Source organism: Mycobacterium sp., assembly GCF_965229105.1.
Classification (GTDB): domain Bacteria; phylum Actinomycetota; class Actinomycetes; order Mycobacteriales; family Mycobacteriaceae; genus Mycobacterium.
Genome location: NZ_OZ245858.1, coordinates 4,052,537 through 4,078,987, shown reverse-complemented (window position 1 = coordinate 4,078,987; position 26,451 = coordinate 4,052,537). Strand labels below are relative to the sequence as shown.

Below are 26,451 nucleotides of genomic sequence, written 5' to 3'. Positions count from 1 at the left end.
ATTCAGCTCATGACCAAAGCACCGGCCAGGATGAGGTCGATACCGGCGAGGAACTGCTCACGGTCATCGTGATCGCGCAGTTGCGGTGCCACCTGATGTACGAAGGGATAGTGCGCCGGGTCGTGCTGTGTCCATCGGGCAGCGACGGTCGCGAGGAACTCAGTCCGGTCGCCTTCACACACACGGCGGGCGTTGGCCGCGTTTTGTCCTGCTACGCCGAGAATGTAGTTGACCAGCGCAGACGCGGAATCGAACAACGCTCGCTCGGGAACGCCGAGGGCTTGCAACTGGGCGCCGACCCCTTCGAAGATCTGCAGCATCGCCATCTGCCACGGCTCACGCGCGATCTGGGCGCCGACCCAGGGGTGCGCGTCGATGGCATCGAAAATGCTCAGCGCGATGGCCCTGATGGTGTCCCGTGGCTGTGCCGCGCCGACCAGGTCGGTCATCAGACGGGCGATGATGTCGTTGGTTGTCGCCGCCAGGAGTTCGTCCTTGTTGGCGACGTGCCAGTAGATCGCACCGGCTCCGGTGGCCAGGCGGGCGGTCAGCGCGCGAAATGTCAACGCGCTCTCGCCCTGGGTGTCCAGGATCTCGATGGCCGCCTCGACGATTCGCTCTTTGGAGAGCGCGTCAGTGCGTCGGTCAGATCGCCGCGTCGTCGCCATGTTCATCATCTTGACATGCCTGGAACATTGTTCCAAGCTATCGGTTGGAACGGCATTCCAACGAGTGCTTCCGGAAGGAATGATGACGGCATCAGTCACAATCGTCGGCGCAGGCCTCGGCGGGCTCACCCTAGCCCGCATCCTGCATGTGCACGGCATCGCATCGGCGGTGTACGAGGCGGAGCCGTCGGCGCAGGCGCGCACCCAGGGCGGCCAGCTCGACATCCATCCGGACAACGGGCAGCGTGCGCTCAGGTCTGCCGGGCTGTACGAGCAGTTCCTCGACCTCATCCACGTCGGCGGCGAAGCGATGCGGATGCTCGACAAGGACGCCACGGTGCTGATGGACGCCCCCGCCGGCCATGAACCCGGTGAGCGACCCGAGGTCCTGCGCGGCCGGTTACGGCAGATCCTGCTGGACTCCCTACCCGCGGACACGGTCCATTGGGGCAGCAAGGTCGTTACGGCGCGAACGCTCGAAACCGGCTCGCATCAGCTGACTTTCACCGACGGCACCGTTGTCGTCACTGACGTGCTCGTAGGAGCGGACGGCGCATGGTCAAGAATCCGGCCGCTGCTATCGACGGCGATTCCCGAGTACCTCGGCATGTCATATATCGAGACATACCTCTATGACGCCGACGAGAAGCACTCCGCGGCAGCCGAACTGGTCGGCAGGGGCGCCATGTTCGCGCTCGCGCCCGGTAAGGCGATTTTCGCGCACCGCGAGCAGGGCGACGTTCTGCACACCTACGTGGCGTTGAACCGACCAGTCGAGTGGATCGACAGCATCGACTTCACCGATGCCACCGGCGCGCGAGCGCAGATCGCCGCCGAATTCGACGGGTGGTCACCGGAACTCACATCGCTGATCACCGACGGCGATACCGCGCCCACCTCGCGCCCGCTCTACGCACTGCCGATCGGGCACCGATGGGATCGCGTGCCTGGCGTCACCCTGGTCGGCGATGCCGCACACCTGATGCCGCCGTCCGGCGAGGGCGCCAACTTGGCGATGTTGGACGGCGCCGAACTCGGGGAAGCGCTCGCCGCGCATCCCGGTGATATCGAGGCGGCGCTCGTAGCCTACGAGGAGTCCTTGTTCCCGCGCAGTGCGGCGGCCGACGCCGAGGCTCACCAGCTCCAAGAACTTCTGTTCGGCGAACACGCACCGTTTGGGCTCATCGAGGCATTCGCCGCAGAGGGGCCTTAGCTCTTACGAGCCGCACCGACGAACAGACTTCCGCCACCTCGCCGTTCGATCGCGCCCGTCCCGTGCAAACCGTGTCGCGCGAGTTCGGCGGCGAATTCGTCTGCCTCGAAACGGTTCTCACGTGGGTGGTCGGTCAGGGTGCGTACCGTCCAGGAATCCAGGACGTGCCGCGGCAACTCTTCGAAGAGCAGAAGACCGCCAGGCCGAAGCACACGGGCGATCTCGGCGATGGACTGCTGCCAATCGGGGACGTGGTGAATGATCCCGAAATCCACCACGGTATCGATCACCCCGGTCGGCTGATCGATGGCGCACACATCGCCGACCGCTAGCGTCACCGGTCGACCGTGTAACCGGCGCTCGGCGAGCGCCACCATGGATTCGTCGAGGTCGATCGCGGTGACCTGCTGCGCACCGAGGCGGTCGAGGATCACCTCGGATCCGACCCCGCGCCCGCAGCCCACCTCGAGGACATGCTGGCCGGACAGCGCACCACCGGCGAGCCGCAGGAACCACCCCGCTTCGACATGGCGCTGATGGAAGGCGCGCAGCGGATTGTTCATCACTGCGCGTTCGAACGAGTTGAGTTTCATAAAGTAAGGGTGACCTAACTAGTACTTCCCTGCTACCGGTAAGTTGACGACCGATGCCGCAAACCCGCCAACCTTTCGAGGCTCCCGCGCCGCCTAGGCTGACACCAGCACACGGCGCCGGATGGCTCGCGCACGGTGAGCAGATCGACACCCACTCCCACGCCGAGGGCCAGCTCGTTTATCCGGCTTCGGGCGTCGTCGCCACCATCACCGAGCGCGGCACCTGGGTCTCGCCCGCCAACCGGGTCGCGTGGACACCGCCGGGATTCGATCATTCCCATCGCTTCTACGGCAGGACCGATATCCGGGTGATCGGAATTCCCGCCGATCTGTGCACAGCGTTGGTGGCGAGCCCCAGCGCGTTCATGGTGAGTCCGCTGCTGCGAGAACTCTTGTTGGCGCTCACCGAACGGGCCGATATCCACCCCGGCGTCTACCAGCGGCTGTGCGCGGTGGTAATCGACGAGTTGGTCGAGACGGCCGCGCAGTCGCTGCACCTACCCGAACCGCGGGATGACCGGCTGCGTACCGTCACCGACCTGCTTCACGCGGATCCGGCACAGCCGTCGACCCTCGGCGAGCTGGGCCGGGCCGCAGGCGCCAGTGGGCGCACCCTGAGCCGCCTGTTCCACAGTGAGTTCGGGATGAGCTTCCATCGCTGGCGGACCACATTGCGGGTTCATCACGCCCTGATCCAACTCGCCGACGGTCGGTCCGTGACCGACACCGCGATCGAATGTGGGTGGTCAAACCCGTCGAGCTTCATCGAGGCATTCACCTCGATCGTCGGCCAGACTCCGGGCCGCTACCAATCGGCGCTGCCCTGACACCGGACTTGCCTTGCGGCAAAACGTGTTTCGGCAGGTCGGGTGTTGTGCTGCAAAAGCCCGTAACCACCAGCTAGCATCGCCCGAACGCAGATGCAGTGCCGGCACGTGGATGGGAAGAAGTCATGACGCAGGTGGACAGCCCGGAGGCAACCACTCCGACCATTCGAGAACTCACCATCCGGGGCATCGTGCTCGGTGGCGTCATCACCCTGGTCTTCACCGCCGCCAACGTCTATCTCGGGCTCAAGGTCGGCCTGACGTTCGCCACCGCCATCCCCGCCGCGGTCATCTCGATGGCCATCCTGCGCTACTTCCGTGGACACACAATCCTCGAGAACAACATCGTGCAGACGATCGCGTCGGCCGCAGGCACACTGGCCGCGATCATCTTCGTGCTGCCCGGGCTGATCATGATCGGCTGGTGGACGGGCTTCCCGTACTGGATCACCGTGGCGGTCTGCATCGTGGGCGGCGTTCTCGGCGTCATGTATTCAGTACCCCTGCGTCGCGCTCTGGTCACGGGCTCTGACCTGCCCTATCCCGAGGGTGTAGCGGCCGCGGAAGTGCTCCAGGTCGGCGAGGCCGCCGTCGACGGTGAGGGCAATAAGCGGAGCTTGCGCGCGATTATCGTGGGTTCACTTGCAGCAGCAGGGTTTTCGCTGCTGGCCGCGACGAAAGTCATCCTCAGCGATGTATCTGCCTACTTCCGCGTCGGCTCCGGCGGTTCAATGGTGGGCGCCAGCCTGTCTCTCGCGCTGATCGGTGTGGGGCACCTCGTCGGACTGACCGTGGGGATCGCGATGGTCGTTGGGCTGGTGATCTCCTTCTTCATTTTGCTACCCACACTGACCTGGGGTGACATCCCCGACGGCAGTGCCGTCGAGGACATCGTCTCCAGTACGTTCTCCACCGATGTCCGGTTTGTCGGCGCCGGCGCCATCGCCATCGCGGCGGTATGGACGCTGCTGAAGATCATCGGCCCGATTGTCCGTGGCATCCGTGCCGCCGCCGCCTCGTCCAGCGAGCGCCGCGGTGGAAATCAGGTCGACCTGGTTGAGCGCGACCTCCCCATCGGCATAGTGGGCGGCACTATCGTGGCATCGCTGATTCCGATCGGACTGCTGCTGTGGTGGTTTCTCGCAAGCACCGAGATCACCAGCAACCGCCCGCTCACGATCGTGGTCACCCTGATATTCGTGGTGTTGATCGGCGCCCTGCTCGCGTCGGTCGCGGGTTATATGGCCGGCCTGATCGGTTCGTCCAACAGCCCGATCTCCGGTCTGGGCATCCTGGTGATCCTGATTGCGTCGGTGATGCTGGTGCTGGTGCACGGGCGCAGCGAGGACGCCGCGCAGACAATGGGATTGGTGGCCTACGCGCTGTTCGCCACCGCGATCGTGTTCAGCATCGCGACCATCGCCAACGACAACCTCCAGGATCTCAAGACTGGTCAACTGGTCGGTGCGACACCGTGGAAGCAGCAGGTCGCACTCGTTATCGGCGTGATCTTCGGCGGATTGGTGATCGCGCCGGTGCTCGATCTGCTGAACAAGGCATTCGGCTTCGCGGGGGCGCCGGGCGCCGGTGAGAACGCACTGGCAGCACCGCAGGCGGCGCTGATCTCGTCGCTGGCCAAAGGTGTCTTCGGCGGCGATCTGAACTGGAAGCTGTTAGGTCTCGGCGCGGCGATCGGTGCGGTGGTCATCGCCATCGACGAGGTGCTGCGGCGCACGACCAAGCTCGCGCTGCCGCCCCTGGCCGTCGGGATGGGCATGTACCTGCCGATGTCGCTGACCATCGTGATCCCCATCGGCGCGCTACTCGGCCGGTCCTACAACAAATGGTCGGAGCGCTCCGGTGGTGATGTCGAGCAGAAAAAACGGCTCGGCGTGCTGATGGCCACCGGCCTCATCGTCGGCGAAAGCCTTTTCGGAGTCGTGTTTGCGGGCATCGTCGCCGCCGCCGGAACCGACAGCCCACTCGCGCTCGTCGGAAAAAGCTTCGCGAGCTGGGCTGAGATCCTCGGCGTCGTCCTGTTCGTCGGGCTCGTCGCCGGGCTGTACAAGTGGTCTCGGCGCACCGCCTCGGTTGACTAACCCGTTCCCGGTGCTATGGCCGAGTTCACCACTACGGCTGTAGATGGTGGCGGATCAGGGCAAAACCACAACCAACATCGACCCTGGTGGTGAACTCGGGCGTAGCACCTAGGGAACAACTGGTCGGCGACGAAGATGTCGTTCTCTGCGCGCCTAGCTACGGCGTGGGCGGCAGATACGGCAGAGTCGGCGGCGCCGCCGCCGGATCGGGCGCCGGGCCTGCCGGGTCGAAGTACCCGGGGGGCGGCGGGCCGGTCACCGGGTAGTAGCCGGGAGGCAGGGGCGGCCCACCCTGGTAAGGCTGCGGGCCAGTTCCCGGAATCGTGCCCGTCGAGGACTCCGGTGCGGTCAGCGACATGTATCCGGGCGGCAACTGCGGTGCCGGACCGGCCCCTTCCGGGGCACCGGAGGCGGCCGGGATACCTTCCGGCGGTGCGCTCAGCGCGGCAGCGGGGTCGGTGGTGTGCAGGGCACGCCAGATGTCTTTGGCGTAGCCGAGCCCGCCACCCGACTGGCCCTGGCCATATACCGGGTTCTGCACGCCGGGCACCTCAGGTGTGACGTTCGCGGCCGGCGGCGGGCCGACTGGCGCGTCCACGGCCACTGCGACCGGCTGGCCGTCCGGCGGTGGCGGTGCACCCGGGTCAACAGGCACCGGCGTCGGGTAGGGCTCCACCGGATCGGCACTCGCTTGGCCCGCCATCGCCAATGCGCCACCGGCGATGATGACGCCGGCAACCGCGATCCTGGCGGCGTTGGCGAACGGTCTCACGCGATGCGGTTCAGTCATCAACCTGGGTGTCCTCTCTGGTGGCGCCCTTCGAATATCCGTCCAGGCGCCTAGCCCGACCTGCGAGCAAGGCTAACGCCTGTGCGCGGTTAGCGACACCCTGACGACAGCAGGCCATGATGGAACGTGTGGAATCGTCCCGCGTGGATAGGTGGTTGTGGGCAGTCCGGCTGACCAAAACCAGGCCGGACGCCGCTGAGGCGTGCCGTGGTGGGCACGTGCGGGTCAATGATCGGGTGGCCAAACCGTCGACGATGGTGGTCCCCGGTGACGAGGTACGTGCCCGGGTGGGTGACACGACGCGCATCGTCGAGGTGGTCCGGGTCATCCAGAAGCGGGTCGGTGCACCCGATGCGGTGACCTGCTATCTCGACCGGACGCCCAAGCCATCGCCGACCGCGGTCATTCCGGTCGCCGCCCGAGATCGGGGCACCGGACGACCCACGAAGCGTGATCGCCGGGTGTTGGACAGGTGGCGCGCGAGCGGTGTCTGACCGAGATCGCGAGCACTGGGACGAGCGCTATGCCGCCTCGGCACCCGCAACCGGCGATGACGTGCGACTGCCCGCCGAATTCGCTGCCTATGCAGAGTTGTTCCCGACCTCGGGTTTCGCCCTCGATATTGCGTGCGGACGCGGCCTGAGCGCTCTGTGGCTCGCTCGCCGCGGAATGGAGGTCCGCGGCGTCGACATCTCCCCCGCGGTCGTCGCCCAGGCCAACGACCTGGCGCGCGGACTCGGATTGGGCACCCGCTGCCGGTTCGAGGTGGCTGACCTCGACGGTGGACTACCAACCGGTCCAACCGTGAATGTTGTTCTGTGCCACAAATTCCGGGATTCCCGCCTCGACGATGCCGTCATATCCCGGCTGGCAGCAGGTGGGCTACTTGCCATCAGTGCACTGAGCGAGGTCGGCGCAAGCCCGGGACCCTTCCGGGCGACGGCTGGGGAACTGCCGCTCGCTTTCGACGTGCTGGAGGTGATCGGCGCGGGTGAGGGCAGCGGAATCGCCTGGCTGATCGGCCGGAAACATGGGCCGTGAACGATGACGCTCGACTGTCACAATGCTTCACGCCGCGGCGATACATCAGACAACGCGTTACCCTCTGGTCACGCAGGCAACCGGGAAAGAGCTGCTCTCCGCATGAACAGACTTCAGCGCGCAACGCTCATCGCACCGGCGATCACCATCGCCCTCTCCATCTGTGGTGGCTCGATAACGGGCCTGGTCGCCGGAGCGCACGCGTCGCCCTGTGACCCGATCACCATGTCCATGACGCCACAACCCGTGCTGTCGTGCCCCGATCCGGCGCCCGCCGCACCCATCGTCGGGGCGTCCGGTCCCGTTCCGGTGGACGGCGCACCGCTGCCCGACGCGCTCCCGCCGGCTGGCCAGGCCCCGGCGATACCGCCCACGTTCAACGCCGACGGCAGCCAGTCGTTCGGTCAAGACGGATTTCTCGGTGACGTGATGAACCAATTCGGCAACGGCGTCCCAGGCGAGTTCATTTACGGGCCGATGGCACCGCCGGCACCCTGACTCGTCTGGCTCCTCGTCTGGCTCCCCGCCAAGATGTTTGAACGCACTCGTGTGTGGAAATTAGGCAATCAAACATCTCTTCGTAACCAACGGGAGCCGACTATGTCTAATTCTGTGTCGTCCAACTCTGCGTCCACCACATCGTCGGCGAGCGGCGCACAGCGCCGCTTCGGGCGGTTGGTGTTCACCGCCGTGGCCGGCGCCTCGCTGATCTACCCGGTCACCTCAGCCCCGTCGGCGTCGGCGCAGCCATGTCCAGATGTCCAGGTTGTCTTCGCGCGCGGCACCTTCGAACCAGCCGGCGTCGGCGCAATTGGCCAATCGTTCGTGGACTCGCTGCGGGCGCAGCTGCCCGACAAGTCCGTCGACGTGTATGCGGTCAATTACCCTGCTTCCCTTGACTTTGCGCGGGCGGCAGATGGCGTACTCGATGCCAGCAACAAGGTCGAGAACGTGGTAGCCACGTGCCCGAAAACGAAAATAGTCCTCGGGGGTTATTCCCAGGGCGCCGCGGTGATCGCGTACACCACCACCGATACGCTCCCATCGAACTACCAGTTACCCGCCGGCATCACCGGACCCATGCCGGAGTCGACGGCAGGCCATGTTGCCGCGGTCACCCTGTTCGGCAAGCCCTCGAGTGGATTCCTGCAAATGGTCAATCAGGGCGCACCGCCGATCGCCATCGGTCAGGAGTACAGCGCCAAAGCTCTCGATCTGTGCGTCGACAACGACCCGGTGTGTTCCCAGGGCGGGGGCGATCCAGGCGCACACGGCGCCTATGCGGTCAACGGAATGACTGAGCAGGCAGCAGGATTCGCCACGCAGCAGGTCGCGTCGAAGGTGGCTAACCCCAGGTAGCGCACTGGACCCGCCACCACAGGCCATAAGGTCTCCCCATGGCGATCGTCGCGGCGGTAATTGTGGTCATCACCCTGGCGGTGATGACCACCGGCAGGGCTCCAGCGGTGCTGGCGCTGATCTGCGCACTGGTGACCGCAGGTCTACTCGGAATCGCCACTCCCGCAGAGCTGTTCGCCGGGCTGAGCAACGGTGGCGTAATCACGATCGCGGCCATGCTGGTCATCGCCAAGGGGGTGCTGTACACCGGGGTGGTATCGAGGGTGACGTATCGGCTGCTCGACGGGGTTACCACGTCGACACAGACGCTGGCCCGGCTCATCCCGCCGGTGGGAATCGTGTCCGCCCTGATTAACACCACGCCGATCGTCGCCATGCTGATCCCCGCCGCCGAAGAGCTGGAGCAGCGGTCCGGGGTGTCCGCCCGCAGTGTGCTGCTACCCATCGCGCATGCCACCACCCTGGCCGGCTCGGCGACATTGATCGGCACCAGTTCGAATCTGCTGATCTCCGGCCTGGCAGCACAGTCCGGCGTGGAACTGTCGATGTTCTCGTTCGCCCCGATCGCCGTTCCGGTGGCGCTGGTTGGGTGGCTGGTATTGCTGCTGACCGCACCATTGATGCTGCGCGGCCGCTCGATGACCAGCGAACCCGAACCGTACTGGCATGCCGAAATCCCGGTGACATCGCGTGCTATCGCCATCGGCCGCACCGCCGCACAAATAGGTGTACTCACCACACCCGATTTCGCACTGCTCGGTATCCAGCGATGGGGCGCCTCGGTCCCGACCACCGCCGCGATCGAAGAAGGTGACGTACTGGTCTACCGCGCAACCGAGGCGGGCGTCCGCATGCTGTGGGGAACACCGCGATTCGGGCAGTCCCGGCAAGACCTCTACAAGGTGTCTATCGCCACGGATGAGCAGGCCACCATACGCGAACTCGAAGAAGACGACGATATCGTCGTCATCGCCGCCAAAAGCGACCAACTGTTGCGTGACACCCCGGCCCGCCAAGGCGAGATGTGTCTTGTCACAGCCCAATCCGCTGACGTATTGACCAATCATCCGTTGGTCGGACTATGGCAGAAGGTAGCAGGTAAGGCACCGCAGACCGGCAAGACCTGGACCGCGCTGACAATCCTGGCTGCGGTCATCCTTGCCGGGTCACTCAATCTGGCTCCCATCGAACTGGCCGCCGTAGCAGGGGCCACGCTGATGGTGGTCACCAGAGTGCTGACTCCGCGTTCTGCGGTGCGTGCCCTGAACTGGAACATCCTGGCGATCATCGCCGGTTCGATCGGGCTGGGCACCATCGTCGTCAACAGCGGTCTCGGCGCGCACATCTCCGCAGCGATCCTTCATCTCTCCGCGGGGAACACCGCACTTCTGGTACTGGTCATCGCCGTCGGTACCACCTTGTTGACCAATATCGTCACCAACGCCGCCGCGGCGGCCATCCTCACACCGGTGGCCTTGCAGGTGGCCGCGACAAGCGGGCTGAATCCCGTCCTGCTCCTCACGCTGATCGGCACCTGTATCTCGTTCACCTTCCTCAACCCGTTCAGCCACCAGACGAACCTGATGGTGATGACACCGGGCGGCTACTCGCCAGCAAGGTTTGTCCGCTTCGGCATCCCGGTCACAGTGGTGTCACTGGCGGTCGCGTTCGGGGTCGGCTGGGCGATGCTGGCCTGACAACCCGTCAGGCCGCCGCGGTGACGACACTGTTGTACTCGCCGGTGCGCCACGCCTCCATGAAGATCGGTGCGGGGATCGTCTCGTTGGCGTTATCGGCACCGGGGTCGTTGAGATGGACGATGTTGTTATTGGCATCGATACCCGTCACGACGACGAAATGGTCTGCGGCACTGCGTTGATCGGCGGTATCCCAGATCAGCGCCGAGTTGACGTAGGCGATCACCTTGCTACCGGACGCCAGGTCATGCTCCAGTCCACCCAGGCCATCCGCGGCGCCGTCCGAGGTTGCCGCGGTGATGCCGTAGTGCTTGAGCAGCACGGGCAGGTCTCCGACGGAGATACCGCCGGTGTTCGGTGCATAGATCTTTGTCCCCGGATTAATCTCCGACGGTGTCTGCTCGGCGACGGCGAGGATTTGCGCCTCGGTCGGAGCGTCGCCGGTGATTTCGCCGACGACGTCGGCTACCGACATTGCCCCGCAGTTGTCCTCCAGCGATTGTGGTTGCCAATATGGGGCGGCGGCCGCGGGGTCGCCGTACATCCCGGACCCGGAACCCGTCTCCGGGTCCGCCACGGCGATGCTGGAATTGGACCCGAACGCCAGCGCCACCACAACGGCAAGACCGGCCGCCCGGACCAACCGTGGTGCAAGCGTCCTCACGGTGTACCCCTCTGCCTAGACGAGTGCTGCTCTTGACAGTAATTGACGGGGGTGTAGCCGGTCCCTCAGACGGCGGTTACTCCGCCGGCTCCCTGGGTACGCGCCTGGGATGGTCAAAGCATTCGGATACAGCAGCAATGGTGGCGCGGACGTTCAGGAGTTTCTCGATCTCGAGATGCCCACCCCCCTTCCCGACGAGCTACTTGTCGAGGTCCGCGCGGCGGGCGTCAATCCGGTTGATTGGAAGATCCGCAGCGGAGTGCTGGGGATGGCCGGCCCCAGCGATTTGCCGGCGGTCCTGGGATCCGAGGTGTCCGGCGTGGTGCGGGAGGTCGGCAAGGACGTGACCGGCTTCAAGGTCAACGACGAGGTGTTCGGCACCGTCGCGCCGGGCTCTGGGGGTTACGCCGAGTACACGCTGATGCCGGCGAACGCCGCAGCGGTGAAACCGCCGCAGGTAACCTTCAATGACGCAGCGACACTCGGGGTAGCGGCGGCGACCGCCTACGACGGCGTCACGCAGTTGGAACTCAAAGAGGGACAGACACTCCTGATCAACGGTGTCGGAGGGGGCGTCGGTGTCGCCGCAGCCCAGATTGCCAGGGACCTGAACATCAACGTCATCGGCACGGCAAGCGAGGACAAACGCGCCTTGGTGGAAACCCTTGGCGCCACCCTGGTTCCTTACGGCGACGGGGTCAGCGAGCGGATCCGGCAGTTGATGCCCGACGGAGTGGACGCCATTCTCGACCTGGCCGGCGGAGACGGGCTACGGGCGGTGGCGGACCTGCTCGCAGACCGCACCAAGCTGATCAGCGCCGGAGATCCGGCCGCAGCAGAATTGGGCGGCCACATGGTCGACCGGGATCGCACCTCGCGTGTCCTTGAGATCGTCGGCGATCTGGTGGCGCAGGGCAAACTGGATCCCCACGTCGAGGACGTGCGGCCACTCGACGATGCGGCCGAAGCGCTGGCCGCGGTTGAGATCGGCCACGCGAGAGGCAAGGTAGTGATCGAGGTGAGTGCTTCGAGGTAATTGCGTCGTCACACCGGAACCCCGTTAATCTCGGGCGATGGGCAGTGACGATCGCACGCGGGTTTTGGTCATCGGCGGAGGTTTCGGCGGGCTGTTTTGCGCGCGCAGCCTCGGCGGTGCCCATGTCGATGTCACCCTGCTCGACCGTGCGGCCGGCCATGTATTTCAGCCGTTGCTGTACCAGTGCGCGACCGGTCTGCTCAGTATCGGCCAGATCAGCCGGTCGCTGCGCGAAGAGCTGATGCACCACCGCAACGTGACCACGCTCTTGGGCGAGGCGGTCGACCTCGATGCCGATGCCCGGCGCGTGACGGCCAATCGGCCCGACGGGACGACATTCACCCTTGACTACGACATCCTTGTCGTCGCAGTCGGGATGCAGCAGTCCTATTTCGGGCACGAGGAGTTCGCCCAGTGGGCACCGGGGATGAAAACCCTCGATGATGCGCTCAGCATCCGTCGCCGGTTGTTCTGCGCGTTCGAGATCGCCGAGACCTTGCCCCCCGGTCCGGAACGGGACAGCTTCCTGACGTTCGCCGTGGCCGGCGGCGGGCCGACGGGCGTCGAACTGGCTGGTCAGATTCGAGAGATGGCCACCAGGACTCTGGCCAACGAATTCCACAGCATCCAACCAGAAGACGCGCGGGTGTTGTTGTTCGACGGCGGGGACCGACTGCTGAAGAGTTTCGCGCCCGCAATGGCCGATAAGGCCGCCCGGATCCTGCAGAGGCTCGGTGTCGAACTGCACCTGGGCGTGCACGTCACCGACGTTCGGCGCGATGGGGTGACGATCAGCCCGAAGGCCGGCGGCCCTGACGAGCAGTACGCCACACGCACCGTGTTGTGGACCGCAGGGGTGGAAGCCGTGCCGTTCGCGCGGCGGGTGGCCGAGGTGTTGGGAGTTTCCGCCGACCGGTCCGGACGTATCGCCGTTGACGCCGATCTCTCTGTGCCGGGCCATCCCGAGGTCTTCGTCATCGGCGATCTGGTCGGTCGCGACAAGCTGCCCGGCGTCGCCGAGAACGCCATGCAGGGCGGTCTTCATGTGGCGGCCTGTGTCAGGCGGGAAATCAAGGGCGAGGCCCGCCGAAATTTCAAATACCGCGATCTCGGTTCGGCGGCCTACATCAGCCGGGGGCACGCCCTGCTGCAGGCGGGGCCGATCAAACTGACCGGCTTTCTGGGCTGGGTGGGCTGGGGGTTCATCCACATCGCGTTTCTCACCGGCGTGCAGAACCGTTTCAGCACCGTCGGCACCTGGCTGTCGACCATCACCCGCGCGAACCGCACCGACCGGACATTCATTCTCGGTAGCCCTGCCACCAAGGACCAGCCCTATACCTGGTGATAGGCGGGCACGGTGATGCATACTCCGAGTCAATAGGCGATGAGGGGTCAGTCATGAAGGTGGTAATTCACGGCCGAATCGGCGCACTGCTGTCGATGGCTGCGGTCACCGTGAGCGCACTGATCATGACGGCACCCGCCGCCATCGCCAACCCGTACCTGCCGGTCCAGACCCAAGACAGCGCGGAATTCTCCATCGCGGACGGTTACATCGTGAAACAGATGGACTGCACCCCCGAGCTGTCGCCCGTATTCGACTCCGTCACCTGGAACCCGCCGGGATTTCTACCCGACGGTGGTTCCGGGATGATCCATGACGCCAATCCGAATCTCGGTGGGCCATTCGCCATCACGTGGAATGGCAGTTATTGGGATGTCGAATACCAATTCTGCTGAAAATCCCCGCAGCGCGCCTCACCGATACGCACCGTCGAGATACTGGGCGCGACACGCCCGGCGAGCCAGTTTGCCGCTGGTGGTGCGTGGGATGGCACCGGCGGGCAGGAAGTGAATCTCGATATCGCTCAACCCATGTCGGTGTGAGACCGCATCTCCGATCGCGTCGATCGCCGCTTGCGGATCGGCGCGTGCGGTGCGGGCCGCGCGTTCGGCGATGATCACCACCCGGTCGTGCGGTACCGCGAAGGCCGCGACATAACCGCGTCGGACCATCGATGACGCGTCGGCCGCGGTGGCCTCGATATCCTCCGGGTAGTGCTGGCGGCCACCGATCATCACCGCATCCGCCAGCCTGCCGGTGACATACAGTTCACCGTCGAGGTAGGTACCAAGATCGCCGGTATGCAGCCAACTGGCTCCATCCGGGACGCCATGCGCGTGACTGCCGGCTTCTAACCGGGAACCGAGGCCGGCGCCGAATGTGTGGCGGGTTTCCTCGGGTTTGCCCCAGTATCCGCGACCAATATTGTTGCCGTGCAACCGAATTTCGCCAATGTAACCGTCGGGCAGCTCATCGCCGGTGACCGGATCGGTGATCACACCCCACTGGCTGCGGGCAATCTGACCGCAGGACACCTGGGCCACCGCGGTCGGAGCGTCGGCGGGGACATAGACGGCTCGGCCCACCGCCAGCTGCTCCCGGTCGAAATAGACGACCGCCGCCTCGGCCTGATGCCCGATCGTGGCGACGAACAGCGTGCCTTCGGCGATCCCGTATGAGGGTTTGATCGCCGTCGCGGGAAGTCCGAACGGCGCGAAGGCGTCGTTGAAAGCCTCGATCGCGTTGATGCTGACCGGTTCGGAACCGATGATCATCGATACATTGCGCAGATCGATATCGTCGCCGTTGGCGGGCCTGCCGCGCTGTGCGGTCCATTCGTAGGCGAAGTTCGGTGCGGCGGTGACCACTCGGCCGACGCGGGAGCCGTCGGATAACGCCTGGATCCAGCGAAGTGGGCGACGGATGAATGCCGTCGGCGACATCAGGGTGGAGTGCCCGCCGTAGACCGCAGGAAAGCCGATCATCGACAACCCCATATCGTGATACAGAGGTAACCAGCTGACGCCGTGGGTGTTTCGGTCCAGCAGGTCGATCGAGAGAATCATCTGGATCAGGTTGGTGCCGACGGCCCGATGGGTGATCTCGATGCCCACTGGCGGCCGCGTCGATCCGGAGGTGTATTGCAAATGCGAAATGTCATCCTCGTCCAGATCGACGGTGACGAAACCATCCCCCGCCGAATCGGGGATGTCGTCGATGACGATGATGTGCGGTCGCGCCACCTCGGCCAGCTGATCGAGGTGAGCAGTCACCCCGTCGACCGCCGCCGCCGTGGTGAGGACGACGGTGGGCAGTGCGTCGCGCAGGGCGGTTTCGAGGCGCTCGGCGTGGCCCGGCAACTCGGGCGCGAACAGCGGTACCGCAATCGTTCCCGCCTTGATCGCTGCGAAGAATCCGGCGATGTAGTCGATACCCTGCGGTGCGAGGATGGCGACCCGGTCACCGCGTCGCGTCGCCTGCTGGACCCGCGCACCGATGGCGCGCAACCGCACTCCGAGTTGGCGCCACGAGATTTCGACTGCGCGCCCATCCCCCACGCCTGTGTAGTCCAGATAGCGATATGCCACGGACTCACCGACATTGGCGATATTGCGGTCGATGAGGGATATCAACGTGGTCCCCGGCGGAAGCACAACGGCGCCGTCGGCGTCGAGGCAATCTTCGATCTGCAGGAGTCCGGACTGATCCACCACCACATCGAGATTATCGGAACGGAAGTTGGCCGCCATTCCGACGACAGGCACTGTGACGCTGCCTACAGTGATATTTGACGGCGACGTCGATGTCGCACGCAGATGGGAAGTGGGCACACCATGACGCGGACAGGATTCAGCGCACTGGGCGCGGGCGGTCTCAACTGGGACAGTCTGCCGCTGAAGTTGATGGCCGGCGGGAACGCGAAGTTCTGGAATCCGGCCGATATCGATTTCTCCCGCGAGCGGGCCGACTGGGAATCGCTGACCGAACTCGAGCGTGACGTCGCGACCCGGCTGTGCGCTCAGTTCATCGCCGGCGAGGAGGCCGTCACCGAGGACATTCAGCCGTTCATGGCTGCGATGCGGGCGGAGGGCCGACTCGGTGACGAAATGTATCTGACTCAGTTCGCGTTCGAAGAAGCCAAGCACACCCAGGTGTTCCGGATGTGGCTCGATGCCGTCGGGATCACCGACGACCTGCACAGTTACGTTGATACGCCGAATTACCGGGCGATCTTCTACGAGGAGCTGCCGGCATCGCTCGACGCCCTGCGCACCGACCCGTCTCCGGCCGCCCAGGTTCGGGCGTCGGTGGTCTACAACCACATCGTCGAAGGCATGATGGCGCTGACGGGTTACTTCATCTGGCACAAGATCTGCTCCGACCGCGGCATCCTGCCCGGTATGCAGGAACTGGTGCGACGCATCGGTGATGACGAGCGGCGTCATATGGCCTGGGGCACCTTCACGTGTCGGCGCCACGTCGCTGCGGACGATGCCAACTGGGCGGTGTTCGAATCGCGGATGACCGAGATGATGCCGCTGGCCCTGAGCAACACCGACGATTTCTACGGCCCGTACGGCGACAACATCCCGTTCGGCCTGACGATGGACGAGTCGATGCAATACGCCACGGACAAGGGGATGCGCCGGTTCGGCACGATCAGCAGCGCCCGCGGCCGTCCGCTGGGTGAAATCGACGTGGACTACTCGCCGCTGCAGTTGGAGGATTCCTTCGCAGACGAAGACGAGAAGGCGTTGGCGGCCTCATCGGCCTGACCTGTTTGATGAGCCTCCTCCAGCGCGATGGTCCATGATCTGTTGTATGTCTGAAACCAAGATCACGGTCATCTATGACAACCCCGCCGATCCCGATGCCTTCGAAACGGCCTACCCGGCCGAACAATTGGAAGCCGCACGCAAGGTTCCGGGATACAGCCGGTTCGAGACGTCGAAGGTCTGGCCCAAAGAAGACGGCAGCCCGACGCCCGCGCATCGGATGATCGACTGGTACTTCCCGGATTACGACGCCGCCAGCGCCGCGGTCACCACCCCGGAGTTCGGCGCGTTCTTTGCTGCGATGGCCGCGTTGTCCACCGGCGGCGTGCGCGTGCTGTTTTCCGATATCGAAGTTACTGAATGATGCGGACCAGGTAGGGCGCCATATTGTTGGTCCGCACCGGCGAAACCGTGACACCGGTATCGGTGGTTTCCAGCATCTGCGCGTTGCCGATGAACATCGCCACGCTCTGGGTGCCGTCCGGGCCGTAGAAGATCAGGTCGCCGGGCAGTGCCTGCGCAGGCAACACCTTCTGGCCGGCGTTGTACTGCTCACCTGATGTCCGCGGCAGTTTCACACCCACACCGGCGTAGGCGTACACCATCAATCCGGACGCGTCGAAGCCGACGATCTGGGTGACCGGCGCGGCGGGAGTGCCCGGCACGACGGGAGCGGTGGCCAGCGGTGCGGCCGGCACCTGGGGCGCTGCAGGCAGAAGTGGCGCGGAGTCGACCCCCGGGGTGACGGCGGCCGGGTCGGCGGCCCGGTCTGGGGTGCTCGGATTACCCAGGCTCGGGCCATTGGCATTGCCGCCGCCGTAGGCGAACGGCACGCCGCGCTGCGATAGGCCACGAGCGATCAGTGCGTCGATGTACTTCTGGTTGCCTGCCGGGCGGGTGTACGCATCAGCGGTTGCGAAACCCGAACTCACCGCAAGCAAGACCAAACTGACCATGACGACCAGGACGCGCCTCATCCGAACCACACCTCTCATTGAGCTAACTGCCAATATTTTCGCGCACGACGGTGTTGGCGAACGAACGCGCAGGGGCCGACGGGTCAATGAGATGCCCGACTGTGACCGAACGGTGATCGCCCCTGTCGGCGGCATCACGTTCCACTGGCAGAATCTTGACTTATCACGGCAGTACTGCCACTGCCGGCTATGGCTACGGCAGCGAATATTTGCCCTATGGCTACTGCACTGACTCTTCTGGTTCTGGGCGTGCTGGTCTTGTCGCCCACTGCACTACTGCTGATGCTCGCGGCGCGGTGCATATCGACAGCGCCGCTATCGACGCCGACGCACCACCATCCAGTGCGCTTCCACTATGGCGGTCAACAGATCCGGTGACCGGGATCGATTACCGTGCCGAGGCATCGGCGAGGGCGTCAGAGGCCGCGGCGCGCCGCATCTCGATTGCTTCACCCAGGCTGCGGGCCAGCCGAGGATTGGCCCGCACCACCGTGTTGATGGCGTCGCGGGGTACGGAGATCAGGGTGGTGTCGGCCAGCGCCAGCACCCCGCTGACCACGCGTTGACGCGTCAGCGCGGTGGTGCCGATGTAGTCACCGGCACCAAGCTCGCCGACCGTCACCTCGAACCCGTCCGCGGTGTAGACAACCATCGATACGGCGCCCTCGGTGATGAACCCGATGGCATTGGGCACGCTGTCGGGCTGCTGGATCGTCTCGCCTTCGGCGTACATCAGGCAACGACCATGGGTCGTCATGATGTCCAGCGCCTCCTCGTCGAGACCGAGCGATCCGGCAACAATGCTCAGCTGGGCTGCGACGTAGTCCGAGTGCTTCTCGGGCGAGTTGTCCGCACCGTCGAGATGTAGCCCGGCCCGCTGCGCCGCGTACCACGTTCGATGCAGCAGTTGGGTTTTCGTCGCACCTTCGTCAGAGGGCGAGGCAATCGGAATCGAGACCTGATAGTCGGACTCGCCGAGCGCGGAGACCGACGCGGGCAGATGTCGCAGTTTCGCCGGAAGTTCGTCGGCGACGGCAAGCAGCGTCGCCTTGACGATCCCTGGCCGGTCGGCAGAGGAAAAACACAGTTTCGCGGTCGCCCGGTAGGACGCACCTTCGACCCGGCTGAGGTTGGTGAACGAATCGGTTGCCAACGCCGCGTTCGGGATGATCTTGATGCCGTTGCCGGTGTCGATGTGTACCGAACGCCAATTCACCTCGACCACACGGCCTTTGGCGTCGGGTGCATCCAGCCAGTCGCCGATCCGGAATGGCTGTTCGAAGAGCATCAGCAGCCCGGCGATCACCGGTCCGACGGCAGATTGCACCGCGAGGCCGATCACGATGGACGTCACGCCGACCGCGGTGATGAGGCCACCGATATCGGTCCCCCACACCCAAGACAGCAAAATGCCGATACCGACGACAATCAGGACGAGACGGCCCAGGTCGATGAAGATTGTCGGCAGCCGCTCGCGCCAGCTGCCCGCCCGCGCCTCACCGAACAGCACGGCGTTCGCGCCGGACAGCAGGAACAACATGACCAGGAAGCCAAAGACCGTCGCGGCGATACGGGACCATGTCGCGTGGACATTGGTGTGCTCGACCTGATCGACCAGCAAGAACAGGGCGCACGCCGGCAGTACGTAATTACGTAGCAGCTGAACCGGTCGGGCGAAACTGCTGCGTCGTCGGGCGAGATAGTTGTTCAGCTCGGTCAGCACCAGCAGCAGGACCGGCAATCCGACCACGACGATCAGCGATGGCCAGAACCAATCCTGGTTGGTGATACCGCTTATCACGGTCGCCGCACTGCCAGCTCGAGAGACCAGATGGCCTCGTCCCCAGTCGCGCCGGCCACTGTTCCTGCCGGGGCGAAGGAGTAGATGCCGGTCAGATCGTCATGCACCTTGGCACTGACGAACACCCCCGGCGCATTGGTTGCCCCGTGGACGCGGTGGGCCAGATCCACGGCCTCACCCCACAGGTCATAGACCCGGGCACGCTGGCCGAGCAGGCCACTGGAGACCGACCCGCTGTCGATACCGGCGCGAATCGCGAGGTTGGCCTGGTGCTGGTCGTTGGTGCGTTCGATGATCTCGGTGAGCTCACTGGCGAACGCAACGGTTCGGCTGGCGTGGTCGACGCGGGGTACCACCAGGCCGCAGGTGGCCAGAAATCCGTTGTGCAGGTGACGAACCCGCTCGATGCCATGGCGTCCGGCAGCTTCGTCGATACCTTCAATGAGGGAGTTCAACAGCCCCACGGAGTCATCGGCCGATGTCGAGCGGGCGAAGTCGTCGAATCCGACCAGTTCGGCGTAGATGACCGAGACATCGCGGTAATCCCCGCTGATGTTCTCCTCACCGTCGCGGTACCGGCGCGCCAAGGGTTCGGGCATCAAGCTGGCCAGCAGGTCATCGATTTCCTTGCGCTGCTCGTCGATCAGCTCCTGTTTGAGCGCCAGGGTGTTGCTCATCTCGTTGAATGCCGCTCCCAGATCACCGATTTCGTCCTTGGTGGTGACCGGCACCGCCACTCCCCGCTCACCCCCGGTGACCCGTCGCACCGCCTCGGCGAGCCTGGTCAGCGGCCGGGTGAAGATCCGGCTGAACCACAGGGCCAACAGGCACACCACCAACACGATCGCGGCGATCGACAAGGCGATGTTGCGCGCGAAATCATTGACCGGTGCCAGTGCTTCGTCTTCGTCGATCTTGGCGACCAGCACCCAGTCCAAGCCGGGGATGTCCAACGGCGCATAGGCCACCAGGGACTCCGGACCGATGTAATCCTTATCCGCCACGATTCCGGATTCACCCACCAGTGCCCGGTTCACCGCGATGGTGTCGACGGGCTGTAATAGCACGCTGCCCTTGACAACGACTTCCCGCTCGGCGATATCCTCCGGGGTACCGTTGGCCACCACGTCGTTGACGAAGTTGCCGGGATCGGTCACCAGTTCGCGGGATATCGAGCGCATCAGCTTGTCGGTGCCGGCCAGGTAAGTCTCCCCGGTGCTGCCGAGCCCGTCCTTCTCCCAGCCATCGTTACCGGTCATCACAGCGTTGATGCGATCGAGTGACAGCTGCAAGGCCAGCACACCGGTGATCACCCCGTCGCTTCCGACCGGAGATAACACCCACGGGGTGGGCATGCCTAGCGACGGGGCATACCGCTCGAAATCCGTCACGACGGTTTCGTCCACCGAAACCGCCTGTACCGCTTGGCGATAGCCTTCGGCAAGTTTGGTGGTCTTATAGGGTCCGGTGAGAAGGTTGGTCCCCAGATCGACGCCCTTGTAGGCGCTGTAGACGACATCGCCGGTGGTGTTGAGGATCAGTGCATCCTCGAAACCGAACCGCGTGGTGATATCGGCGAAGAAGGGTTGATAGCGGGCATTGGCCGCCGACCACGCGCTCGGATCGCCGGCCGTATTCGCGGCGAGCGCCTTCTCGAAGTCACCTCCGGCTGGCACGGTGTAGGCGTTCTGCAAATACAGGGCCGCATTCGAGGTGGGCGCGAACAGCGAGGGGTCGACCTGCTTACCCGTGCGCTCGCTCAGCTCCGGACCGAAGACGGTTTTGTAGTAATCCCCCACCGCCTGTTGCGCATTGGGCGGTAATGGGGTGGTCTGCAGCGCGGTGAAGGCTGCCGAGAAGTCACGCGTCGCGTTCACCGCGGTGGCACCGTGCGTGACGATCGATGCGCCGTCGGTGATGCTGCGGTAATAGGCGGTGATCTCGCGCGCCCGGGACTCCCGTAGCTGCGTCAGGCGGTGGTATTCCGCCTGACGCAGCGAATTGGTCCCCGAGACATATCCGATTGCCCCGGCGATCAGTACCGAAAGCACGCTCACCGTCAAAAGCATGATGAGCAGCTTGGATTGGAACCCCAGAGATCGTGTACTCGGTATTCGGCTTAATACCGGCAGTCGCGCCACAGAGGTTCCCCCATTTACACAATCAGACGGACGATTGCGCGAATGTTAGCCCATCAAACCGCTGTGAGCGGGGCTTATTGACGGGAATGCAGGACTGGCCTGCGGGAGCTCCGAGTCAGCTCAGTGCGGCCAGGGCCGCGTCGTAGTTGGGCTCCTGGCCGACCTCGGGAACCAGTTCGGTGTAGGCGACGTTGCCGTCCGCGCCGATCACCACAACCGCACGGCCCAGCAAGCCAGCAAAGGGGCCCTCGGCGATGGTGATGCCGTAATCGGCACCGAAGCTGTCGCGGAATCCCGATGCGGTCGTGACGTTCTCGATGCCCTCGGCGCCGCAGAAACGCTTCTGCGCGAACGGCAGATCGTTCGAGACACACAGCACCGAGACACCGCTGCCTGCGGCGCGCTCATTGAAGGTGCGCACGCTGACAGCGCAGACCGGGGTATCGACCGAGGGAAAGATGTTCAGCAACACCGATTTACCGCTGAATTGATCGCTGCTGACCGGGCCGAGATCGGTGCCGGTGAGGGTGAATTCGGGGGCAGGCGCCCCGACGGCGGGAAGCTCGCCGACTGTGTTGATGGGATTTCCGCCTAGGGTTATCTGTGCCATGCCCCTAGTCTGTCATGACCGACCGGGCTGGCTCATGGCCCGGCCCTCTCTCCCCGGACTCGTTCCTCGCCCGCCTCGTCGACCGGGCTGGCTCATGGCCCGGCCCTCTCTCCCCGGACTCGTTCCTCGCCCGCCTCGTCTACCGGGCTGGCTCATGGCCCGGCCCTCTCTCCCCGGACTCGTTCCTCGCCCGCCTCGTCGACCGGGCTGTCACTGATCGAGTTGCCCGGTGATCCCTCGCTCGATTCTGGTCTGGGTGGTAGCCGGTAATACCAGCAGACCGTCGAGTTCGCGACGAGCGAGGTCGTAGGCCTGCTGGCGCTCCGGCGTGGTCGCGCCGGTATCGGAGGCGACGCGCAGCAGCGTCTGGGCGCGGGCGATGCGCTGCTGGCCGTCGGAGGAAAAATCGCTGCGCCGGGTGCGGGTCGCCTCAGCCTCGGCCGCATCGAAGGCCGTCACATAGTTCTCCACCGCGCTCAGATAAGCAGCTGCGGCGGCGCGGTCGTCGAGCAGATCTTCCGCCTTGTCCGGACGCAACAGGTCCGCACGCAGCTTGGCTTTGTGGAATTCAATGGTGAGTGGATTGCGCATATCGGTCATCACCGGCAGATCGAGCAGTTTGGCGAAGTCGAGTTCATAGTCCAACCACCTGCCGTCGGTCCGGGAGTGTTCCTCCACCATGCGGGTGATGGCGCGCCACTGCGCGGCCTGATTGTTGGAGGCGGCCGCGGGCCTGTCGTCTTCCGGCACCGTGTCCAGGGTCTCGGGCCGCTCCTGCAGTCGGCGTTGCCCCGCGGAGAATCCTCTGATCGCTGCGTAGATGACGCCGGCCAGCGGCACCAGCACGATCAGCAGCTCCGCCAACCGAAACAGCAATCCCATCACGCCAGGATGCCAGCATCACGCACTTCTCAGGCGGGGGCGAACCTGACGTTCTTGGTCTCGACGGTCTCAGCTGTGCGCCCGACAGCGGTTTCGTGTCCCCAATAGAGGTTGGTATGTGCGATCACCTGCTGCGGTTCCGGCGCACCCCAAGCCGTCTGGTCCTCGGTGGTGTGGGCGTCGCTGACCAGGGTGACGTCATATCCCCTGACGAATCCGCCGTGAATGGTCGAGCGGATACACGCATCCGTCTGCGCACCGACGACGACGAGTCGGCCGATACCGGCGCCACTCAACACCACCTCCAGGGCGGTGTCCTCGAAGGCATCGCCGTGGTGCTTATCGATGCGGGCCTCGCCCGCAGCCGGAGCGAGTTCAGCGACGATCTGCCAGCCGTCGCTGCCATTGACCAAATCATCATCGGAATGCTGGATCCAGATGACCGGGACCTGATCTCGACGAGCCTGCTCGACCAGGGTGGCGATATTGGCGACGGCGGCATCGCGTTGGTGGGCGCGGGCCACGACGTCATTCTGGACATCGACCACCAACAATGCGCTGGCGTCCCGGTTCGGCAGGGTCGTCATACCGGCCACCTTTCCCCTCGGTGAGCTGCGTCGAAAAACATCCACTCGTAGCGGGCGGTGGTCACGAAATGCCCGCGGGCCACCTCTTCGTCAACTGCGTTCAGGTTAGGTCCGACCTGGTCGACCAGTGTGAGAACCTCGGCGACGGTCGCGGCAAATTCTTCACCGCCATAGCTGTCGATCCAGCTTTGGAAACGCCGATCAGGTGATCCACGGTGCAGCAGTGCCGTACCGACGCGCGCGTAGATCCAGTAACAGGGCAGGATCGCGGCCAGTCCGGCGGCGAAGGTGCCACTGTAGGTGGTGGCGAGAAGGTAACTGGTGTACGCGCGGGTGGTCGGCGACACCGGTACGGCGCCCACTGCGGCCGGGTCCAGTCCGAAATCGGGCAGCAGCGCGGCGTGCAGGGCCAGCTCGACGTCGAATATCTCAGCAGCGTGCCGGGCGAACATCGAGGTGGCAGCGGGGGTGGGCGACTTGGCCCCGACGATGGCCAGCGCGCGGGCATAGTCCCGCAGGTAGTACACATCCTGGGCGACGTATTCGGCGAAGACGGCGGGATCCAACGTCCCATCGGTCAGCCCGGTCAGGAACGGATGGTCGAGGATCGCGGCGAAGATCGGCTCGATCTCCGTCCACAGCCGCGTCGACCAGGGCTCTACTGAAACAGAGGCCACCGAAGCTGTTGTCATGGCGCCTATCTTGCCCGGAGGAGATCCGCAGCGCTTATTCAGCGTCAGCGCAGAAGAGTCCCAGAAACCCTGGTTACGGTTTGGACAACTAAAGGAGGTCCCACCGTGATGAAACCTGTTGTGCTCGGGGTGATCGGTGTCCCCGCCGTGGCGATGGCCTCGTTGGTGACATTCGGTTCTGGCGTCGCGGCCGCCGACGATTACGCCGGTCAGTCGTACTCGGACGCGTCATCGGCAATCAGCAGCGCCGGCCAGAAAGTGGTCATCGCAGCTAGGGTCGGCGACCAGGACTCACAGGACGACTGCGTGGTGTCGCATTCGCAAAAGGCACCGTGGATCAAGGGCGACTCGTTTACCCCGGTGACCGATACCGTCCTGGTGTACCTCAACTGCGATGCCAAGCTGGCCTCGAACAAGGCGCCGGGTAACTCACTGGCCAGCCCGGAGGGGCAGGCCGAAAAGGCCGCAGAGGCTCAGGCCGCGGCGCAGCAGAACCAGGCCGACGAGCTAGCGGGAACCAATCAGACCATCGGCGCGGCCGGAGCACACTAGCGGTCCTGCAGGATGAAATCGGCTGCGCGCCATGCCATCGCCATCACCGGCCCATTGAGATTGCCTGCCACCATGGTCGGCATCACCGAGCAGTCCACGACCCGTAAACCGTCCACACCGCGGACCCGCAACTGGCTGTCGACGATATCCGCGTCATCGGGGCCCATCGCACAACTGCCGACCGCGTGGTAGCCGCAGAACCCGCCGTCGAGTGCGGAATCGATGATCTCGTCGTCGGTTTGGGCATCGCGCCCAGGGAACATCTCGTGATCGATGCGCTCGGCGATCGGTGACTGTTCGAAGATCTCGCGCATCTTGCGCAACACCTTGGCGCCGGTCTTGCGATCGTAATCGGTGGTGAAGTAGTTCGGCTCGATCCGCAGGTCGGCGTCGGGGTCGGCCGAGGTGATCCCCACACTGCCCTGCGATGTCGGACGCAGAACCGAACCCAGGCAGGAGATACCGGGTTCCTTCTCGATGGCCATCGGCTCACCCGAGTTGTAGGTGGGGATGGTGAATGGCCCCAAAAGTATTTGGCCGTCCACTCGTTCGACGTCGGGTGTGGTCTTGACGAAGGCCAGCAGATCGAAGACCGGGGTGGCCAACGGGCCCTTGCGGGTGGCCAGGTAGCGGGCCGCGGTGCGCGCTTGCGCAGAACGCGATGACAACTGCCGGTTATAGCCCAGATTCTCGTTCAACCGGAATTTGAGTGCCAGGCATCGGTGTTCACGCATCCGCCGGCCGACGTTATCCCGTTCGAGATACACCTGAACACCCGCCGCCGCCAGCACATCGCGGGGTCCGATTCCGGATAGCTGCAACAGCTTTGGGCTACTGAGGCTGCCCATCGCGATGATGACTTCGCGGGTGGCCCGCAGCTGCGCCACACCGTTGGCATTCGCGACTTCGACCCCGACGGCGCGGCCGTGCTCGAAGACGATCCGGCGCGCGATGGTATTGGTGCTGACCGTGAGGTTGACCCTGCCAAGGGCGGGTTTCAGAAAGGCGTCGGCCGCGCTGACCCGGCGGCCGTTCTTGATCGTCGACGGTGCGAATCCGATCCGCGGTTCGTCGCACTCGTTGACATCATCCATCGCCCGTAGGCCGAGTTTATTGGCCGCACTGATCATTTCGGTGTCGAGTACATCCGGGTCACGCATCATGGAGATGTTCAGAGGCCCGCCGATGCCGCGGGTTGGTGACGCACCGAATTCGTTGTTCTCGAATGAGGTGAAGATCGGCAAGATGTCGTTCCAGCCCCACCCTTTGTTGCCGAGGCGTTCCAGCTCGTCATAGTCGCCGCGGTTACCGCGGTTGTAGACCATGCCGTTGATGGAGCTTGATCCGCCGAGCACCTTCCCGCGCGTCCAGTGCTCGGCTCGCTGCTTCGGTCCGAACGGGACGGTGGTGTGCCGCCACACGTACTTCTGGTTCTCCAGCAGCATCCCCGACCCCTTGGGCACGTGGATCATCGGATGGCGGTCGGTACCGCCGGCCTCCAGCAGCAGAACGGTGTTTCGTGGGTCGGCCGAGAGTCGGTTGGCGAGTACGCAACCCGCAGACCCGGCCCCGGCGATGATGTAGTCGTAACTGCTCATG

Annotated in this window: 28 protein-coding genes; 15 read left to right on the top strand and 13 right to left on the bottom strand. The window is 64.6% G+C overall.

The window, feature by feature from the left end; all coding sequences use genetic code 11:
• Positions 1–2: 2 nt before the first annotated feature.
• A complete protein-coding gene (locus ADBZ9O_RS18990) occupies positions 3–668 on the bottom strand; it encodes a TetR/AcrR family transcriptional regulator (RefSeq protein ID WP_526524498.1) in 666 nt (221 codons plus the stop codon).
• Positions 669–750: 82 nt separating this feature from the next.
• Between ADBZ9O_RS18990 and ADBZ9O_RS18985 the strand changes: the two genes are divergently transcribed.
• Positions 751–1,881, top strand: coding sequence for an FAD-dependent oxidoreductase (locus ADBZ9O_RS18985; protein WP_526533284.1), 1,131 nt, complete (start codon positions 751–753; stop codon positions 1,879–1,881).
• On the opposite strand, the gene ADBZ9O_RS18980 is transcribed toward ADBZ9O_RS18985, so the two are convergent.
• Positions 1,878–2,474 carry a class I SAM-dependent methyltransferase gene (locus ADBZ9O_RS18980; RefSeq protein WP_526524497.1) on the bottom strand — a complete coding sequence of 199 codons (597 nt, stop codon included), beginning with the start codon at positions 2,472–2,474 and terminating at the stop codon, positions 1,878–1,880. The genes ADBZ9O_RS18985 and ADBZ9O_RS18980 overlap by 4 nt on opposite strands.
• A gap of 53 nt (positions 2,475–2,527) precedes the next feature.
• Here ADBZ9O_RS18980 and ADBZ9O_RS18975 point away from each other — a divergent pair, with 53 nt between their 5' ends.
• Together ADBZ9O_RS18975 and ADBZ9O_RS18970 are read left to right on the top strand one after the other, a co-directional pair.
• On the top strand, positions 2,528–3,301 hold the full coding sequence (locus tag ADBZ9O_RS18975; protein ID WP_526524496.1) for a helix-turn-helix domain-containing protein: 774 nt from the start codon (positions 2,528–2,530) through the stop codon (positions 3,299–3,301).
• Positions 3,302–3,426: 125 nt separating this feature from the next.
• Entirely contained in the window at positions 3,427–5,400 is a 1,974-nt protein-coding gene (locus tag ADBZ9O_RS18970; protein WP_526524495.1) for an OPT family oligopeptide transporter, read from the top strand.
• Positions 5,401–5,557: 157 nt separating this feature from the next.
• On the opposite strand, the gene ADBZ9O_RS18965 is transcribed toward ADBZ9O_RS18970, so the two are convergent.
• Positions 5,558–6,190: a hypothetical protein gene (locus tag ADBZ9O_RS18965; protein WP_526524494.1), complete on the bottom strand. Its 633-nt coding sequence runs from the start codon at positions 6,188–6,190 to the stop codon at positions 5,558–5,560.
• A 116-nt stretch (positions 6,191–6,306) separates the two neighbouring features.
• Here ADBZ9O_RS18965 and hslR point away from each other — a divergent pair, with 116 nt between their 5' ends.
• The 5 genes from hslR to ADBZ9O_RS18940 all read left to right on the top strand — a co-directional run bounded on the left by hslR (position 6,307) and on the right by ADBZ9O_RS18940 (position 10,287).
• On the top strand, positions 6,307–6,684 hold the full coding sequence (hslR, locus tag ADBZ9O_RS18960; protein ID WP_526524493.1) for an Hsp15 family ribosome-associated heat shock protein: 378 nt from the start codon (positions 6,307–6,309) through the stop codon (positions 6,682–6,684).
• On the top strand, positions 6,677–7,231 hold the full coding sequence (locus tag ADBZ9O_RS18955) for a class I SAM-dependent methyltransferase (RefSeq protein WP_526524492.1): 555 nt from the start codon (positions 6,677–6,679) through the stop codon (positions 7,229–7,231). Before hslR ends, ADBZ9O_RS18955 begins: the two co-directional genes overlap by 8 nt.
• Before the next feature lie 102 nt (positions 7,232–7,333).
• Positions 7,334–7,729 (top strand): hypothetical protein, encoded by a 396-nt coding sequence (locus ADBZ9O_RS18950; protein ID WP_526524491.1) that lies wholly within the window; start codon positions 7,334–7,336, stop codon positions 7,727–7,729.
• A gap of 102 nt (positions 7,730–7,831) precedes the next feature.
• On the top strand, positions 7,832–8,590 hold the full coding sequence (locus ADBZ9O_RS18945; RefSeq protein ID WP_526524490.1) for a cutinase family protein: 759 nt from the start codon (positions 7,832–7,834) through the stop codon (positions 8,588–8,590).
• 38 nt (positions 8,591–8,628) lie between these two features.
• Entirely contained in the window at positions 8,629–10,287 is a 1,659-nt protein-coding gene (locus tag ADBZ9O_RS18940; protein WP_526524489.1) for an SLC13 family permease, read from the top strand.
• A 7-nt stretch (positions 10,288–10,294) separates the two neighbouring features.
• On the opposite strand, the gene ADBZ9O_RS18935 is transcribed toward ADBZ9O_RS18940, so the two are convergent.
• Positions 10,295–10,951: a C39 family peptidase gene (locus ADBZ9O_RS18935; protein WP_526524488.1), complete on the bottom strand. Its 657-nt coding sequence runs from the start codon at positions 10,949–10,951 to the stop codon at positions 10,295–10,297.
• A gap of 109 nt (positions 10,952–11,060) precedes the next feature.
• On the opposite strand from ADBZ9O_RS18935, the gene ADBZ9O_RS18930 reads away from it, so the two are divergent.
• The 3 genes from ADBZ9O_RS18930 to ADBZ9O_RS18920 are packed head-to-tail and all read left to right on the top strand — an operon-like array spanning position 11,061 to position 13,730.
• Positions 11,061–11,987, top strand: coding sequence for an NADP-dependent oxidoreductase (locus tag ADBZ9O_RS18930; protein WP_526524487.1), 927 nt, complete (start codon positions 11,061–11,063; stop codon positions 11,985–11,987).
• A gap of 37 nt (positions 11,988–12,024) precedes the next feature.
• On the top strand, positions 12,025–13,335 hold the full coding sequence (locus ADBZ9O_RS18925) for an NAD(P)/FAD-dependent oxidoreductase (protein ID WP_526524486.1): 1,311 nt from the start codon (positions 12,025–12,027) through the stop codon (positions 13,333–13,335).
• A gap of 53 nt (positions 13,336–13,388) precedes the next feature.
• Positions 13,389–13,730, top strand: coding sequence for a hypothetical protein (locus tag ADBZ9O_RS18920; RefSeq protein ID WP_526524485.1), 342 nt, complete (start codon positions 13,389–13,391; stop codon positions 13,728–13,730).
• A gap of 18 nt (positions 13,731–13,748) precedes the next feature.
• Here the strand turns inward: ADBZ9O_RS18920 and ADBZ9O_RS18915 are convergent, their stop codons facing one another.
• Positions 13,749–15,584 (bottom strand): fatty acyl-AMP ligase, encoded by a 1,836-nt coding sequence (locus ADBZ9O_RS18915; protein WP_526533282.1) that lies wholly within the window; start codon positions 15,582–15,584, stop codon positions 13,749–13,751.
• Between the two features lie 84 nt (positions 15,585–15,668).
• On the opposite strand from ADBZ9O_RS18915, the gene ADBZ9O_RS18910 reads away from it, so the two are divergent.
• Entirely contained in the window at positions 15,669–16,610 is a 942-nt protein-coding gene (locus tag ADBZ9O_RS18910) for a R2-like ligand-binding oxidase (RefSeq protein ID WP_526524484.1), read from the top strand.
• A 46-nt stretch (positions 16,611–16,656) separates the two neighbouring features.
• Positions 16,657–16,974, top strand: coding sequence for an EthD family reductase (locus ADBZ9O_RS18905; protein ID WP_526524483.1), 318 nt, complete (start codon positions 16,657–16,659; stop codon positions 16,972–16,974).
• On the opposite strand, the gene ripD is transcribed toward ADBZ9O_RS18905, so the two are convergent.
• Positions 16,964–17,587 carry an NlpC/P60 family peptidoglycan-binding protein RipD gene (gene ripD, locus ADBZ9O_RS18900; RefSeq protein ID WP_526524482.1) on the bottom strand — a complete coding sequence of 208 codons (624 nt, stop codon included), beginning with the start codon at positions 17,585–17,587 and terminating at the stop codon, positions 16,964–16,966. The two genes, ADBZ9O_RS18905 and ripD, sit on opposite strands and share 11 nt — an antisense overlap.
• A 216-nt stretch (positions 17,588–17,803) precedes the next feature.
• On the opposite strand from ripD, the gene ADBZ9O_RS18895 reads away from it, so the two are divergent.
• Positions 17,804–17,965, top strand: a complete 162-nt coding sequence (locus tag ADBZ9O_RS18895; protein WP_526524481.1) for a hypothetical protein — start codon at positions 17,804–17,806, stop codon at positions 17,963–17,965.
• 10 nt (positions 17,966–17,975) lie between these two features.
• Here ADBZ9O_RS18895 and ADBZ9O_RS18890 read toward each other — a convergent pair whose 3' ends face one another.
• The 6 genes from ADBZ9O_RS18890 to ADBZ9O_RS18865 form a co-directional block, all read right to left on the bottom strand.
• Complete coding sequence (locus ADBZ9O_RS18890; protein WP_526524480.1) at positions 17,976–19,388, bottom strand: mechanosensitive ion channel domain-containing protein; 1,413 nt, start codon at positions 19,386–19,388, stop codon at positions 17,976–17,978.
• A complete protein-coding gene (locus ADBZ9O_RS18885) occupies positions 19,385–21,457 on the bottom strand; it encodes an adenylate/guanylate cyclase domain-containing protein (RefSeq protein ID WP_526524479.1) in 2,073 nt (690 codons plus the stop codon). The genes ADBZ9O_RS18890 and ADBZ9O_RS18885 overlap by 4 nt, the downstream gene beginning before the upstream one ends.
• Positions 21,458–21,644: 187 nt before the next feature.
• On the bottom strand, positions 21,645–22,139 hold the full coding sequence (tpx, locus tag ADBZ9O_RS18880) for a thiol peroxidase (protein ID WP_526524478.1): 495 nt from the start codon (positions 22,137–22,139) through the stop codon (positions 21,645–21,647).
• Positions 22,140–22,349: 210 nt separating this feature from the next.
• Positions 22,350–23,021 (bottom strand): hypothetical protein, encoded by a 672-nt coding sequence (locus ADBZ9O_RS18875; protein WP_526524477.1) that lies wholly within the window; start codon positions 23,019–23,021, stop codon positions 22,350–22,352.
• Between the two features lie 29 nt (positions 23,022–23,050).
• Positions 23,051–23,608 carry a cysteine hydrolase family protein gene (locus ADBZ9O_RS18870; protein ID WP_526524476.1) on the bottom strand — a complete coding sequence of 186 codons (558 nt, stop codon included), beginning with the start codon at positions 23,606–23,608 and terminating at the stop codon, positions 23,051–23,053.
• Positions 23,605–24,300, bottom strand: a complete 696-nt coding sequence (locus tag ADBZ9O_RS18865) for a TenA family protein (protein WP_526524475.1) — start codon at positions 24,298–24,300, stop codon at positions 23,605–23,607. The genes ADBZ9O_RS18870 and ADBZ9O_RS18865 overlap by 4 nt, the downstream gene beginning before the upstream one ends.
• Before the next feature lie 108 nt (positions 24,301–24,408).
• Between ADBZ9O_RS18865 and ADBZ9O_RS18860 the strand changes: the two genes are divergently transcribed.
• Positions 24,409–24,852 (top strand): hypothetical protein, encoded by a 444-nt coding sequence (locus ADBZ9O_RS18860; protein ID WP_526533280.1) that lies wholly within the window; start codon positions 24,409–24,411, stop codon positions 24,850–24,852.
• Here ADBZ9O_RS18860 and ADBZ9O_RS18855 read toward each other — a convergent pair.
• Positions 24,849–26,450, bottom strand: coding sequence for a GMC family oxidoreductase (locus tag ADBZ9O_RS18855; protein ID WP_526524474.1), 1,602 nt, complete (start codon positions 26,448–26,450; stop codon positions 24,849–24,851). The genes ADBZ9O_RS18860 and ADBZ9O_RS18855 overlap by 4 nt on opposite strands.
• Between the last annotated feature and the right edge of the window lies 1 nt (position 26,451).

Bases quoted from the DNA above. Each gene is read 5' to 3' on its own strand.
- ADBZ9O_RS18940 (WP_526524489.1), top strand. From the start codon at position 8,629: ATGGCGATCGTCGCGGCGGTAATTGTGGTCATCACCCTGGCGGTGATG.
- ADBZ9O_RS18865 (WP_526524475.1), bottom strand. From the start codon at position 24,300: ATGACAACAGCTTCGGTGGCCTCTGTTTCAGTAGAGCCCTGGTCGACG.
- hslR (WP_526524493.1), top strand. From the start codon at position 6,307: ATGATGGAACGTGTGGAATCGTCCCGCGTGGATAGGTGGTTGTGGGCA.
- ADBZ9O_RS18895 (WP_526524481.1), top strand. From the start codon at position 17,804: ATGGCTACTGCACTGACTCTTCTGGTTCTGGGCGTGCTGGTCTTGTCG.
- ADBZ9O_RS18985 (WP_526533284.1), top strand. From the start codon at position 751: ATGACGGCATCAGTCACAATCGTCGGCGCAGGCCTCGGCGGGCTCACC.
- ripD (WP_526524482.1), bottom strand. From the start codon at position 17,587: ATGAGGCGCGTCCTGGTCGTCATGGTCAGTTTGGTCTTGCTTGCGGTG.
- ADBZ9O_RS18855 (WP_526524474.1), bottom strand. From the start codon at position 26,450: ATGAGCAGTTACGACTACATCATCGCCGGGGCCGGGTCTGCGGGTTGC.
- ADBZ9O_RS18860 (WP_526533280.1), top strand. From the start codon at position 24,409: ATGAAACCTGTTGTGCTCGGGGTGATCGGTGTCCCCGCCGTGGCGATG.
- ADBZ9O_RS18905 (WP_526524483.1), top strand. From the start codon at position 16,657: ATGTCTGAAACCAAGATCACGGTCATCTATGACAACCCCGCCGATCCC.
- ADBZ9O_RS18980 (WP_526524497.1), bottom strand. From the start codon at position 2,474: ATGAAACTCAACTCGTTCGAACGCGCAGTGATGAACAATCCGCTGCGC.
- ADBZ9O_RS18870 (WP_526524476.1), bottom strand. From the start codon at position 23,608: ATGACGACCCTGCCGAACCGGGACGCCAGCGCATTGTTGGTGGTCGAT.
- ADBZ9O_RS18950 (WP_526524491.1), top strand. From the start codon at position 7,334: ATGAACAGACTTCAGCGCGCAACGCTCATCGCACCGGCGATCACCATC.
- tpx (WP_526524478.1), bottom strand. From the start codon at position 22,139: ATGGCACAGATAACCCTAGGCGGAAATCCCATCAACACAGTCGGCGAG.
- ADBZ9O_RS18965 (WP_526524494.1), bottom strand. From the start codon at position 6,190: ATGACTGAACCGCATCGCGTGAGACCGTTCGCCAACGCCGCCAGGATC.
- ADBZ9O_RS18945 (WP_526524490.1), top strand. From the start codon at position 7,832: ATGTCTAATTCTGTGTCGTCCAACTCTGCGTCCACCACATCGTCGGCG.
- ADBZ9O_RS18885 (WP_526524479.1), bottom strand. From the start codon at position 21,457: ATGCTTTTGACGGTGAGCGTGCTTTCGGTACTGATCGCCGGGGCAATC.
- ADBZ9O_RS18930 (WP_526524487.1), top strand. From the start codon at position 11,061: ATGGTCAAAGCATTCGGATACAGCAGCAATGGTGGCGCGGACGTTCAG.
- ADBZ9O_RS18970 (WP_526524495.1), top strand. From the start codon at position 3,427: ATGACGCAGGTGGACAGCCCGGAGGCAACCACTCCGACCATTCGAGAA.
- ADBZ9O_RS18920 (WP_526524485.1), top strand. From the start codon at position 13,389: ATGAAGGTGGTAATTCACGGCCGAATCGGCGCACTGCTGTCGATGGCT.
- ADBZ9O_RS18925 (WP_526524486.1), top strand. From the start codon at position 12,025: ATGGGCAGTGACGATCGCACGCGGGTTTTGGTCATCGGCGGAGGTTTC.
- ADBZ9O_RS18910 (WP_526524484.1), top strand. From the start codon at position 15,669: ATGACGCGGACAGGATTCAGCGCACTGGGCGCGGGCGGTCTCAACTGG.
- ADBZ9O_RS18975 (WP_526524496.1), top strand. From the start codon at position 2,528: ATGCCGCAAACCCGCCAACCTTTCGAGGCTCCCGCGCCGCCTAGGCTG.
- ADBZ9O_RS18875 (WP_526524477.1), bottom strand. From the start codon at position 23,021: ATGGGATTGCTGTTTCGGTTGGCGGAGCTGCTGATCGTGCTGGTGCCG.
- ADBZ9O_RS18990 (WP_526524498.1), bottom strand. From the start codon at position 668: ATGGCGACGACGCGGCGATCTGACCGACGCACTGACGCGCTCTCCAAA.
- ADBZ9O_RS18915 (WP_526533282.1), bottom strand. From the start codon at position 15,584: ATGGCGGCCAACTTCCGTTCCGATAATCTCGATGTGGTGGTGGATCAG.